Here is a 12,409-nt window from a genome sequence, read left to right as displayed (position 1 = left end):
GGCGGCAGGCGGTCAAACACGATACACCAACAATTGAACCATTGGAGAAACCATGCAATCGACTTTCCGTACCCTGCTGCTCGCAGCAGCATTCTGCGCCGCAGGCAGCGCCTCGGCCGCCTCGATCGAAGTGCGCGTCCAGGGCGTCACGGCCAAGGGCAAGGTGCTCGTCGCGGTGTGCGACAAGACGACCTTTTTAAAGGATTGCGCGTATTCGGGCTCGGCACCGGCGAAGGCGGGCGAGACGGTCGTCACGGTCGATGGCGTGCCGGCCGGCTCGTGGGCCGTGCTGTCGTATCAGGACGAGAACGACAACGGCAAGCTCGATCGTAACGTGCTGGGCATCCCGAAAGAGCCGTACGCATTCAGCCGCGATGCCCGTGGCCGTTTCGGTCCGCCGAGCTTCGAGGATGCCGCATTCGAGCTGCGTGACGAGAAAGCCGTCACCATGATCAAGCTGCGCTGATCGCTGTCAGTGCGTTGCGCCGCCTGCTTCGCGCAGGTCGGTGTCGACGCCGAGCGTGACTTCCACCGCCAGCTTGACGCCGGCGATGATGTCTTCCAGCGCCATCGACGGTGGCGCATCCGGCCGCGCGGCCGCCTGTTCGGGCAGGAACGGCACGTGAATAAACCCCGCCTTGATAGTCTGCGGCTGGGTCGAAGCGTGGTGCATCAAGCCATAGAATACGTGGTTGCAGACGAACGTACCGGCCGTCTGCGAGACTCCCGCCACCAGCCCCCGTGCGCGCAGCGCGTGCACGATCGCCTTGATCGGCAGCGTCGAGAAATACGCGGCCGGGCCGTCGGCGGCAATCGCCGTATCGACCGGCTGCCGCCCGCCGTTGTCCAGGATCGACGCATCGTCGACATTGATCGCTACCCGCTCGACCGAGATATCGGGCCGTCCGCCCGCCTGCCCAACCGCGATGACGACGTCCGGATGCAGCTCGTCGATCAGCGCCGTCAGATCTTCGATGGCGTCGCCGAACACGCATGGCAACTGGCGCACCTCGACCTGGAAGCCGTCGCCCTGCCAGCCTTCGAGCGAGCGCACCGCCTCCCAGGCCGGATTGATGGTGGCGCCATTGAACGGCTCGAAGCCGGTAAGAAGGATAGTCCTTATCAATTCATATCCTATTTAAAAATACACAAAATTGAAAACTCAAATTTTTATTTCTTGTTTTTTTTCAAGAAATTATCAACAACCTTTTTCATTTTCTCTACTGAATCAATCCAATATTCTGAATTGGCCATTCTCCTATATCGCTCCACGTAATATTTTTGATTATATGCCTCCAAAAGACTAATAGCGACTCCAATCTGTGCCCAACTGGTAAAATTAACTTTTTCGGACATATGTGTTGCCTCCATTTCTGGAATAATTGGCTCTAGCATTTGGTATGCTTCGACCAAATCTTTCATCTTTAGATCGCTTCTTACCATTTCCTCCAATAGTACGGCGGTATGCATCTTACTTCCCGCTCTCGTTGGAAAGGCAGCATCTAAAAAACCCTGCAAAGAATCTAGATTTAAATCATGCATTGAAAACGCGCCAACACCTTCCAAGCTTTTTTCAAAAATCGATTTTTTATATTCTAAAAGTCCTCTTCGCAAATCTTCAAATTGCTCATCGGCCTCCTCAAACTTAGCGCTGAGCACAGACAATTTCCTCTTGAACTGATCTGGAACTTGCTCTGTACTTTTGTAAGCTATTTTATGTTCAATTTCTGCCCAAGCGTGCATGAGGATCGTACGTACTTGAACCTCTGCTTTAAGATTTCCTAATTTTCCATAACGAGGGGTTTGGAGCCATGAAGATTTAAGTGTCACTATGAGATGTGTGGATCGATATCCGAATTCATGTGGCTGAAGTCTGCTCTGAGTATTTTCTTTTTGTTTTACATCATAATCTTCGCTCAATACTGAACAAATCTGCTCAATCTCATCCGGGTAATAACAGATTACTCGTACCCCACATAAATCCTCAATTTCCTCAAGTGGATTCACATAGCCTTTTCTTTGAACCTTTTCAATAAAAGAATCAACACTCTTAGTTCGCGAATCCACGCTCGAGTAAGAAATATTCTTACTATCAAGCGAAGCTTTTAATTCCCCTTGAATGCAGCTAGCGAGATCTTCATATAAATCTCGAATAGAAATATATTCTTTTATCAATTCTTCTTTTTTTGAATCACTTAACTCTAACTTGAGTTCCTCACCCACAATCACCTCCAAGAAAAATTAAATGGGCTCATCTTACTAGGCACAACTGAATGAACCAAAAGATTATTATATTCTTAATTTAATGAGCCATATGTTTTATCCAACCACCTATCTAATGAACTCTCATCAAAAAATAGAGCAAAAAGATATTGGCCACCAGGATCGGCAGCGCACTCGGGATCTGGGCCCGGATCACGGCGTTCTTGTCGGGCAGTTCCAGCAGCGCCGCCGGCACGATATTGAAGTTGGCCGCCATCGGTGTCATCAGGGTACCGCAATACGCGCTGAACATGCCGATCGCCGCCATCACGGCCGGGTTGGCGCCGTACACCCCCACCAGCACCGGGATCCCGACGCCACCGGCCATGACGGGAAACGCGGCAAAGCCGTTGCCCATCACGATCGTAAACAGCGCCATGCCGAGGCAGTACACGGCCACCGCGATGAACGCCGAGTCCAGGCCGATGTAGGTTGTCGTCAGATGCGCCACCGCCTTGCCCACGCCCGCTTCGGAAAACAGCAGGCCCAGCACCGCCAGGATGTGCGGCAGCACGACCGCCCAGCTCATCGCATCCACCAGGCGCCGCGCTTCGCGCACGCCCTGCAGCGGCGTGGCCCGCGTGAGCCAGCATGCAGCAATCAGCGCCACGACCGCGCCGCAACCCATGCTCACGATCGTGATGTGGGCCGGATCGAGCAGCGGCAGGCTGCCCAGCTGCACGTCTTTCAGCAGAGTCGCGCCGATGACGGTCACCAGCGGCAGCAGCAGCGCCGGGATGAACAGGCGGTTGCCCAGCCGCGCGGCACTGGCCTGACGCGCTTCCGGCGCCAGCGCCTTGGGCTGGCCGGCCTTCACACCGCCAAAGCCGGCCAGCAGCGCCATGCCGATCATCAGGGCGCCGACCGCCGCCAGCGGCAGCGCTTCGCCCGCCAGGTACAGCAGCGCGTACAGGCCCCAGAACAGGGCCGTCGTGACCCGGCGTGGATTACTGCGGTCCACCAGGTTCATGATGGCCACCGCCGCCAGCAGCAGGCCGACGAGGATGTAGAAGTGATCGATCGACAGCGTCATGCGGCGCCCTTCTCGTCCAGCACGGCGCGGGCGATCTCGGCATCCAGGCGGCGCAGGTTCCAGGCGTGGATGACGAACGCGGTGATTGCCGTCGGGATGCCCCACAGCGCGATGTGCAGCGGATTGACCTCGATGCCTTCGGCTTGCAGGATCGTGTGCATCAGGACGATGGCGCCGAACGCCACAAAGATGTCTTCGCCGAAGAACAGGCCGATATTGTCGGTGGCAGCCGACATCGCGCGGATCCGGTAGCGGATGCGCTGCGGCAGCGGACCGTGTTGCGCCTCGGCCGCCGCTTCGGCCATTGGCGCCACCAGCGGACGCACCATCGTCGGATGCCCGCCCAGGCTGGTCAGGCCCAGCGCCGCCGTGCTCTCGCGCGCGAACAGGTAGACGATCAGCAGGCGCCCGGCGGTGGCCGAGCGCACCTTGCCAATGGCGGCCTGGGCGCGGTCACGCAGGCCGAAGCGCTCGAGCAGGCCGATGGCGGCCAGCGGCAGCAGCAGGATGAGTGGCAGGTTGCGGGTCTTGAGGAAGGCGGCGCCAAGCGTTTCGAGCAGCGTCATGACCGACATCGCGGCGGCAACGCCCGTCACGCCGCAGGCGGCAACGGCCACCAGCACCGGATTGGCGCGCAGCACGAACCCGACCACGATGACGACCACGCCGAGCAGTGGCCACAGATTCACAGCAGATTGCATTGCATTCCCCGGCGGTGATAAACGCGGGCAATCTTACCCGATGTTCATGGGGCGCCGAGGCGAATCCAGGTTGCTACCGTTACCCCGGCCGGACAGGATTGGCCGCCAGGTCACCGACGACCGTATTCCACTGGCGCACGTGGAACGCGCGCACGAGGCCGTTGAGCACATACGGGTCGCGCGCCGCGAACAGCTGCACCGTCTCCGAGGTCTCGCAGTCGAACACGAGAACGGCCTTGTCGGCCGGCTCGGCTGTAGCGCCGGCAAGAATCAGCTCGCCACGTTCCTGCGCTTCCCACGCCAGCGCCAGGTGGGCGTCGCGAAATTCACCGCGGCGTTCGAGATAGTCGGGGGCCAGATCATAGGTCAGAAGAAAGTGCACGAAGACTCCAGGAGATGGCGCGAGGCCGGATAGCTAGATCCTACCGGAAAGCCGAGGCAGTGGCGCAAGCATGCCGTCCGGCATCGCTACCATGGGGCAGGCTCTGCCATGTTGGAATAAAACAACTTTTTAGGCGGACAAACCGTCATGGAACGTGCATAGAAGGATGCCTCTAAGAACAAAACTCGACGGCAGGCGTAGACTTGCAAGCATGGACACTTCGAAAAAAATGGCGGCGGGACTCACTGGACTGGCCAGCATGTTATGGCTGGGCCTGACCGCTGCCGTCGCGGCCAACCAGCGCCGCCTGGTGTTCAATCCAACGCTCGAACGCGAAGTCAAAAGTCCCCGTTCGAGCGGCCACCGCACCCGCCCTGTCGTCTTGCGCGCCAAGGACGGCACGCGCCTGGCCGGCTGGCTGATGACGCCCGTGATTCCCGGCCCGCGCCCGGCCGTGCTGTATTTCGGCGGACGCTCCGAAGAAGTGTCGTGGGTCGCGCGCGACGCCGGCAAGCTGTTCCCCAACATGACCGTGCTGGCGATGAATTACCGCGGCTATGGCGACTCGCAAGGCATCCCGGCCGAGATTCACATGATCGAAGACGGCGCCCTGCTCTACGACTGGCTGGCCACACGCGGCCAGGTCGATCCGCAGCGCATCGCCGTCGTTGGCCGCAGCCTGGGCTCGGGCGTTGCGGTGCAGGTGGCGCGCGAACGCCCCGCGCATTCGGTCGTGCTGATCACGCCGTACGATTCGATCCTGGCGATTGCCAAGCGACGGTTTCGCGTGATGCCCATCGAATACATGCTGCGCCACCGCTTCGAGTCGATCAAGTACGCACCGATGCTCAAGGCCCCCACCTACGTGCTGCGCGCCGCCAGCGACGATGTCGTGCCCCACTTCCACACCGACCTCCTGGTGGCCAAGCTGGGCGCGCTGGTGGCCGACGAAGTGGTGCCGGATTCCGACCACATGACCATCCCGTACCTGGAAGCGACGCACGCCATGGTCGCCGGTTTCCTCACGCGCCAGTTCAGCGCGCCGGTGACGCCGGCTGCTGCTGCCGCCGTGGCCGATGCCGTGGCCAATGCCACGCCACCGGTCGAAACGACGGCGACAGCGCCCGAATTGGCCCTCGCTGCAAAATAATCGCCGAATTTGTCAGCATTTATATTTCCAGCGAATAAATTGGGAAGTAAAATCGTATTTGTCATCAACTTGCAGCTTGATGCATATTTGACAGCTTGTGCCCGAAGGGCGCGGGCCTGGCCTCAACGCCCCTCCCCAGATACAAACCGTAACCACTTGCACGGCGCCGTGCTGCGACAATCGCGCAGCCGATCCCATCGCAAGGCATGCGGCGGGTACAATATCGCTATTCCAGGAGCTCAACCATGAAATTCAAGCAACTCAGCATCACCGTGGCGGCCATGTGCCTTGCCGGCAGCGCGCTGGCGGCGCCATCGACCGCACCGATCGCCGCGCCGAAATTCGGCATGGTCTACGATGCGGGCGGCAAGTTCGACAAGTCGTTCAACCAGTCGGCCTTCGAGGGCCTGCAGCGTTTCTCGAAAGAGACCGGCGTGAAAGTGCTGGAAGTCCAGGCCAATAGCGATACCCAGGCCGAGCAAGTCATGCGCGGCCTGGCGCGCAAGAAGGTCGACCTGATCGCCGCCATCGGTTTCTCGCAGACCCAGGCCGTGCAAAAAGTCGCCCGTGAATTTCCGAACGTGCGCTTCATCCTGATCGACAGCGTGGCGCAAGGCCCGAACATCGAATCGGTGATGTTCAAGGAGCAGGAAGGCGCGTACCTGGTCGGCGTGGCGTCGGCCATGGCGTCCAAGACCAAGAAGCTCGGCTTTGTCGGCGGCATGGACATTCCGCTGATCCGCGCGTTCGCCTGCGGCTACGGCCAGGGCGCCAAGGCACAGGCACCGAAAGCTGAAATCATCCAGAACATGGTCGGCACCACGGCTGCGGCCTGGAACGACCCGGCCAAGGGCGGCGAGCTGGCACGTGCGCAATTCGACCGCGGCGTGGACGTGGTCTTCGCCGTGGCCGGCGGCAGCGGCATGGGCGCGCTGCAGATGGCCAAGACCAAGGGCAAGCTGGCCGTGGGCGTCGACTCGAACCAGAACTACCTGCACCCGGGCACGATGCTGACCTCGATGGTCAAGCGCGTCGACGTGGCCGTGTATGACTCGTTCATGGCAGTCAAGAAAGGCACCTGGAAAGCAGGCGTCACCTACAAGGGCCTGAAAGAAGGCGGCGTCGACTGGGTGCTCGACAAAGATAACCGCGCGGTCGTCACGCCGGAGATCGAAAAGCGCGTCAACGGCGTACGCCAGGACATCATCAACGGCAAGATCAAGGTCATCGATTACCGCGCCGGCAGTTCCTGCCCGGTCTGATCACCTTCATTCCATTCGAAGCGCGCCGCGCCGGTTGATTACCGGTCCGGCGCGCTTTTGAATGATAAGCACACTTCCTTTTTACGACAGATCGCAATGCAGCCAGCCGTAGAATTTCGCAACGTGAGCAAGGCCTTCGGGCCGGTGCAGGCGAACGCCGACGTCAGCTTCTCGATCGCCAAGGGTTCGATCCATGGTGTGATCGGCGAAAATGGCGCGGGCAAATCCACCCTGATGAGCATCCTGTACGGCTACTACCATGCCGACAGCGGGCAGCTCGTCATCAACGGCAAGGAGCAGCAGATCCGCTCGAGCCAGGAAGCCATCGGGCTCGGCATCGGCATGGTTCACCAGCACTTCATGCTGGTCGAGAACATGACGGTGCTCGACAACGTCATGCTGGGGGCCGAAGGCGCCTTCAAGCTCTCGAAGAAACGCCGCGAGACCGAGGTGAAGCTGCGCGAGATCTGCGCGCGCTACCACCTCGACGTCGATCCGCTGGCCGTGATTTCCGATTTGTCGGTGGGCGCGCAGCAGCGCGTCGAAATCCTCAAGCAGATCTACCGCAGCGCCGAAATCCTGATCCTGGACGAGCCGACCGCCGTGCTCACCACGCAGGAAATCGCGTCGCTGTTCGACATCCTGCGGCTGTTCAAGGAACAGGGCAAGACCATCATCCTGATCACCCACAAGCTGGGCGAGATCATGGACATCACCGACCAGGTGACCGTAATGCGCGCGGGCCGCCTGGCCGGCGCCGTCGCCACCGTCGACACCAGCAAGGAGCAGCTTGCCAACATGATGGTCGGCCGCCCGATCGAAGGCAACCTGCCGCGCAAACCGTACGCGCCGGGCGCGCCGGTGCTGCAGGTCGAGAACCTGCAACTGAAGGACGCCAACGGCGTGCAGCTGCTGGGCGACATCGCCCTGTCGGTGCGCGCTGGCGAGATCGTCGCCATTGCCGGCGTGTCGGGCAATGGCCAGAGTGAGCTGATGCACATCCTGTCGGGCATGCGTCTGCCAACCTCCGGCGCGGTCTCACTCGAGGGCAAACCCCTGCCCTTCGCTGGCCGCTCGAATGCCGACGGCCTGCCGGCCGAACTGCGCGACATGGGCATCGGCCACGTGCCGGAAGACCGCCTGCGCGACGGCGTGATCAAGGATTTCTCGGTCATGCAGAACACCGTGTTCGGCTACCAGGAACGCGTCACGAAGGGCCTGGGCCTGTTCGACTTTGACGCCATCGCCAAGCGCTGCGCCCATTTGCTTGAAGCCTTTGATGTGCGCCCGAAGGACCCGAATGTGCGCATCGGCCTGCTCTCGGGCGGCAACCAGCAGAAGGTCGTCATCGCGCGCGAAGTCTCGGCGGCGCCGAAACTGCTGCTGGTGGGCCAGCCCACGCGCGGCGTGGACATCGGCACCATCGAGAGCATCCACACGCAACTGCTGCGCCTGCGCGACGAAGGCGTCGCGATCCTGCTGGTCTCGACCGAGCTGGAAGAAGTGCGCGCGCTGGCGGACCGCATCATCGTGATGTCGGGCGGGCGCATTACCGGCGAATTGCCGATCGACGAATTCGACACGACCCGCATTGGCCTGTTGATGGGCGGGATGCACAAATCATGAAAACCACTGAACTCCCACGCTGGGCCTCGGGCTTTGTCCTGCCGGTCCTGAATCTGCTCTCTGCCCTGCTGGTCGCGGCGCTCGTGATCCATCTGCTGGGCGAAAGCCCGGTCGAGTCGCTGCAGATCCTCGTCAACAGCGCCGTCATCAATCCGGAAGGCCTGTCGTACACGCTGTTCTATGCATCGACCTTCGTGTTCACGGGTCTGGCCGTGTCGATCGCGATGAAGGCGGGCCTGTTCAACATCGGCGCCGAAGGCCAGATGTATCTGGGCGGCCTGGGCCTGACGCTGGCGATGCTGGCGTTCGATGCCACGCTCTCGCCATGGCTCCTGATCCCGCTGGCGGTCGTCGCCAGCGCCGTGTTCGGCGCCGCCTGGGCCTTCCTGCCGGGCTACCTGCAGGCCAGGCGCGGCAGCCACGTGGTGGTCACGACCATCATGTTCAACTTCATCGCCGCTGGCCTGATGAACTTCATCATCGTCAAGTACATGATTCCCGAGGGTGACCAGAACCCGGCCAGCCGCACCTTCACCGACGCTGCCGCGATCCCGCTGCTGTCGAACTGGCTGCCGTTCTTCGGCGAGAGCACGCCGCTGAACCTGGCCTTCCTCCTGGCCCTGGTCGCACTGGTCGTCTACTGGGTGGCGGTGTCGCGTTCGAGCTGGGGTTATCGCCTGCAGGCGACCGGCCTGAATGCCCACGCCGCGCACTACGCGGGCGTGCGCATCAGCCGCACGATCATCGTGGCGATGCTGATCTCGGGCGCCCTGGCGGGCCTGGCAGCCGTGAACTCGATCCTCGGCTCGACCCACTACCTGAGCCTGAACTTCCCGGCCGGCGCGGGCTTCATCGGCATCGCCATTGCGCTGATGGGCCGCCAGCACCCCGTGGGCATCCTGCTCTCGTCGATCCTGTTCGGCGCGCTGATCCAGGGCGGTTTTGACTTGTCGCTGGAAAAACCGAACATCCCGCAAGAGACCTTCATTTTCATCCAGGGCCTGATCATCCTGTTCTGCGGCGCCATGGAAAACATGTACGCGCCGGCGGTACTCAAACTGATCAACGCAACACGCTCCAACAACGGCGCAAGCAAGGGATAAGCCATGGAAGACTTCCAGTTCGCCAGTATCGTCGTCTCCACCATCCGCAACGCGCCGGTGCTGATGTTCGCGGCCATGGCCGGCCTGTTCGCCGAGCGCAGCGGCGTGGTCGACATCGGCCTCGAAGGCAAGATCCTCGCGTCGGCCTTTGTGTCGGCCGGCGTTGCCTATACCTACCAGGATCCGTGGCTGGGCATCGCGGCCGGCATCGTCGCCTCCGTCGTGCTGGCGCTGATCCAGGCCTTCGTTTCGATCACGCAAAAGGGCAACCAGCTCGTGGCCGGCATCGCGATCAATATCGCGATGAGCGGGCTGACGTTCGTCGTCGCCCAGTACTTCTTCCAGCAGGGCGGCCGTACGCCGGACCTCGGTGAGGCGCGCCTCGCGAGCGTCATCCTGCCCGGGACCGAACTGGTGGCCGACGTGCCGGTGCTGGGCTGGGTCTACGGCAGCCTGATCGGCGGGCATTCGGTGCTGGTGTACCTGGCCTTCGCCCTCCTCCCGATCGTGCACTGGGTGCTGTTCTACAGCCGCTTCGGCCTGCGCCTGCGCGCCTGTGGCGAAAACCCGCATGCGGCGGACGCAGCCGGCATCTCGGTCCAGCGCACCCGCTACACGGCGATGATCATCGCCGGCGTGCTGTGTTCGTTCTCGGGCGCTTACTTGTCGATCGTCCAGAGCGGCTTCTTCTTGCGCGACATGTCGGCCGGCGCCGGCTACCTTGCGCTGACGGCGCTGGTGTTCGGCAACTGGCGCCCTGTGCACACGGTGTTGGGTTGCATGATGTTCGGCTTTTTTGCCGCGGTGCAGATCCAGATCGAAGGCGTCGACCTGCCGGTCGTGGGCCGCATCCCGGGTTCGCTGATCCAGATGATCCCGTACATCGTTACCGTGGTGGTGCTGGCGGGCCTGATGGCCAAGTCGGTGGCGCCCAAGGCGCTGGGCAAGCCGTTCGTCAAGTCGCGCTAACGCGCATCCCCCGTCCTGCCCTCCACCGCTGGGGGCAGGACATCATTCTCTCCAAATCCCACAACCAACAGTCGTATTGACACCGAAATCGTCGGTATCTCGCCACAATTGCGCGAATTTATCGTCATTACAGCAATTTTTCAGTTTTTCTTGTTCCGAATCTGCAACAATATGATTCCCTATGGAAACTTTTGGTTTTCACGGACATCGTATTTACTGACTCACGGAACGCCATGACATTTCAAAACCTTAAGATTCGCACGCTGATCCTCGGCGGCTTCGCCACCATTCTTGCGGCCATGCTGCTGCTGGTAGGGATCGGCCTGCTGCAGATGCAGAAAGCTGAAGCCCTCACCGACAAACTGACCGGCGAGAGCATGTACCGCCTGGCCATGCTGCAGGAGTGGCAAGCCATCATCGAGACCAACGCTGCGCGCACCATTGCCGCCATCAAGGTGACCGATGCAAGCGACGAGAAATTCTTTGTCGACGCGATGTCCAAGGCGTCCAAGCGCTCGGACGTGCTGCACAAGGCCCTGGTCGAGAGCCTGGCCGGCAACGACGCTGCCATGGCGCTGTTTGCCAAAGTCGACGAGCAGCGCGAAGGCTACCGCAAGGCGCGCAAGAGCGTGATGGCGCAAAAAGCGGCCGGCGACGACGCCGCGGTGCGTGCCTTCCTGACGACCGACATGCTGCCACGCGTGCAGTCCTATCTCGATAGCCTGAGCGCGATCGTCAAATTCCAGCAAGAGGTCGTGGCCGCCGATTCGAAGCAGATCCAGGACGGCTTCCAGACCAGCCTGAAGCTGCAAGTGGCGTTCGCCTCGATCGCACTGATCGTCGGCGGTCTGTTCGCCTGGTGGATGGGGCGTCGCATCACGACGCCGCTCGAACAAGCGGTGCTGGTCGCGCAGACCGTCGCCACGGGCGACCTGAGCAGCCAGATCGTCGTCCAGGGCAACAACGAAACCGGCGCGCTGATGGGCGCACTGAGGGACATGAACGACAATCTGGTCGGCATCGTCAGCCAGGTGCGCAGCGGTACCGAAACCATCGCCGAGGCGGCCGACCAGATCTCGGCCGGCAACCTCGAACTGTCGGCCCGCACCGAGCAGCAGGCCGGCGCGCTGGAAGAAACCGCATCGTCGATGGAAGAACTGACCTCGACCGTCCGCCAGAACGCCGACAACGCCCGCGAAGCCAACACGCTGGCGCAGAACGCCTCGCAGGTGGCTGGCCGTGGCGGCGACACGGTCGGACGCGTCGTCCAGACGATGGACGCGATCACCGATTCGTCGAAGAAGATCGTGGACATCATCGGCGTCATCGATGGCATCGCGTTCCAGACCAACATCCTCGCACTCAACGCAGCAGTGGAAGCAGCGCGCGCCGGTGAACAGGGTCGAGGTTTCGCGGTCGTGGCCTCCGAAGTGCGCAGCCTGGCGCAGCGTTCTGCGGCAGCGGCGAAAGAGATCAAGACCCTGATCGGCGACTCGAGCGCCAAGGTCGAGGAAGGCAGCCGTCTGGTGTCGGATGCCGGCGCGACGATGCAGGAAATCGTCAGCAGTATCGGTCGTGTGACGAGCATCATGTCCGGCATTGCCATGGCCAGCCAGGAGCAGTCGGCCGGCATCGAACAGGTGAACCAGGCGATCGCGCAGATGGACCAGGTGACGCAGCAGAACGCGGCGCTGGTCGAAGAAGCGGCCGCCGCATCGAGTTCGATGCGCGAACAGGCCAAAGCGCTGTCGCAGCTGGTGTCGACGTTCCGCTTCGAAGCGCAGCAGGTGCGCCCGGCACTCAAACACCCGGCGCGGCCGGCGCTGGGGATGCGCGAAGCCGCGTAATCCTGGACACATCGGGTAGCTAGCCAAACGCCGGGTTCGCCCGGCGTTTTTCATGGTTTGAACGGAAGGTAGCC

Annotated in this window: 12 protein-coding genes; 7 read left to right on the top strand and 5 right to left on the bottom strand. The window is 61.4% G+C overall.

All coding sequences use genetic code 11. The features are described 5' to 3' along the window. Window positions 1-52: 52 nt before the first annotated feature. On the top strand, window positions 53-466 hold the full coding sequence (locus AC56LH_RS01670) for a DUF2141 domain-containing protein (protein ID WP_499643476.1): 414 nt from the start codon (window positions 53-55) through the stop codon (window positions 464-466). Between the two features lie 6 nt (window positions 467-472). On the opposite strand, the gene pcp is transcribed toward AC56LH_RS01670, so the two are convergent. The 5 genes from pcp to AC56LH_RS01645 all read right to left on the bottom strand — a co-directional run bounded on the left by pcp (window position 473) and on the right by AC56LH_RS01645 (window position 4,378). After that, window positions 473-1,123, bottom strand: coding sequence for a pyroglutamyl-peptidase I (gene pcp / locus AC56LH_RS01665; RefSeq protein ID WP_499648349.1), 651 nt, complete (start codon window positions 1,121-1,123; stop codon window positions 473-475). A gap of 47 nt (window positions 1,124-1,170) precedes the next feature. Continuing rightward, a complete protein-coding gene (locus tag AC56LH_RS01660; RefSeq protein ID WP_499643474.1) occupies window positions 1,171-2,223 on the bottom strand; it encodes a GTP pyrophosphokinase in 1,053 nt (350 codons plus the stop codon). A 112-nt stretch (window positions 2,224-2,335) separates the two neighbouring features. Further along, window positions 2,336-3,295: a DUF979 domain-containing protein gene (locus AC56LH_RS01655; protein WP_499643473.1), complete on the bottom strand. Its 960-nt coding sequence runs from the start codon at window positions 3,293-3,295 to the stop codon at window positions 2,336-2,338. Next, on the bottom strand, window positions 3,292-3,996 hold the full coding sequence (locus AC56LH_RS01650; RefSeq protein ID WP_499453587.1) for a DUF969 domain-containing protein: 705 nt from the start codon (window positions 3,994-3,996) through the stop codon (window positions 3,292-3,294). Before AC56LH_RS01650 ends, AC56LH_RS01655 begins: the two co-directional genes overlap by 4 nt. Window positions 3,997-4,075: 79 nt before the next feature. Then, entirely contained in the window at window positions 4,076-4,378 is a 303-nt protein-coding gene (locus tag AC56LH_RS01645; protein ID WP_499643472.1) for a YciI-like protein, read from the bottom strand. 211 nt (window positions 4,379-4,589) lie between these two features. On the opposite strand from AC56LH_RS01645, the gene AC56LH_RS01640 reads away from it, so the two are divergent. The 6 genes from AC56LH_RS01640 (at window position 4,590) to AC56LH_RS01615 (ending at window position 12,335) form a co-directional block, all read left to right on the top strand. Further along, entirely contained in the window at window positions 4,590-5,528 is a 939-nt protein-coding gene (locus AC56LH_RS01640) for an alpha/beta hydrolase (protein ID WP_499643471.1), read from the top strand. Between the two features lie 245 nt (window positions 5,529-5,773). After that, window positions 5,774-6,790, top strand: coding sequence for a BMP family lipoprotein (locus AC56LH_RS01635; protein WP_499643469.1), 1,017 nt, complete (start codon window positions 5,774-5,776; stop codon window positions 6,788-6,790). A gap of 96 nt (window positions 6,791-6,886) precedes the next feature. Beyond that, entirely contained in the window at window positions 6,887-8,416 is a 1,530-nt protein-coding gene (locus tag AC56LH_RS01630; protein ID WP_499643467.1) for an ABC transporter ATP-binding protein, read from the top strand. Then, window positions 8,413-9,519: an ABC transporter permease gene (locus AC56LH_RS01625; RefSeq protein ID WP_499643465.1), complete on the top strand. Its 1,107-nt coding sequence runs from the start codon at window positions 8,413-8,415 to the stop codon at window positions 9,517-9,519. Before AC56LH_RS01630 ends, AC56LH_RS01625 begins: the two co-directional genes overlap by 4 nt. Window positions 9,520-9,522: 3 nt before the next feature. Beyond that, a complete protein-coding gene (locus AC56LH_RS01620) occupies window positions 9,523-10,488 on the top strand; it encodes an ABC transporter permease (protein WP_183557370.1) in 966 nt (321 codons plus the stop codon). Between the two features lie 233 nt (window positions 10,489-10,721). After that, on the top strand, window positions 10,722-12,335 hold the full coding sequence (locus AC56LH_RS01615) for a methyl-accepting chemotaxis protein (RefSeq protein WP_499643463.1): 1,614 nt from the start codon (window positions 10,722-10,724) through the stop codon (window positions 12,333-12,335). Window positions 12,336-12,409 lie beyond the last annotated feature (74 nt).

The organism is Telluria sp. LT1R51-2 (genome assembly GCF_059685775.1).
Note: the sequence above shows the minus strand (reverse complement) of the source record. Positions and strands in the feature narration are given on the sequence as shown.